Source organism: Sinorhizobium sp. P24N7 (assembly GCF_042436655.1).
Lineage (GTDB): Bacteria > Pseudomonadota > Alphaproteobacteria > Rhizobiales > Rhizobiaceae > Sinorhizobium > Sinorhizobium meliloti_A.
In genome coordinates this window covers 1-450 of sequence record NZ_JBHMIW010000129.1, presented here as the reverse complement: position 1 = coordinate 450, position 450 = coordinate 1, and the positions used below count along the sequence as shown (strand labels likewise).

Genomic DNA, 450 nt, shown 5'->3' with positions numbered 1-450 from the left:
ACGTCCCACCCTCGATCGCCAACTACCAGCAGCGGGCAGGCCGAGCCGGTCGTCGCGCCCAAGTCGCGCCGATCGTCCTCACGACGGCCCGCTCAGGACGCTACGACCGCGCAGTGTTCGAGAAGTTCTCCGAATACCTCGCAGCCCAGCCCATCATCCCCTATCTCAGCCTCGACAATGCCGGCTTCTTCCAGCGCCACCAGCTATCAATGCTCCTGGCACGATTCTTGGAACATCGCCTTGCCTCCTACGATCGCCCCGGGTCGCCCCGCCTGCGTGACGTCGTCGCCGAAGCGCTTACGGCAGAGGCGCGCAACGATTTCGATACGGATCTTGAGGCCTGGCTTTCCAGTGCCGATGCCGACATCGAAAAGGCTGCGCGCCTCGCGGATCGCCTTCCGCCCGATCTTTCAGGAATAGCCCTCGACCCTGCCGGACTCGCGGCAACGA

At 64.4% G+C, this 450-nt stretch carries 1 protein-coding gene; it reads left to right on the top strand.

Annotation, left to right across the window (positions count from 1 at the left end):
• A partial coding sequence (locus ACFHWW_RS34275; RefSeq protein ID WP_379943839.1) for a hypothetical protein occupies window positions 1-450 on the top strand: 450 nt, incomplete at both ends.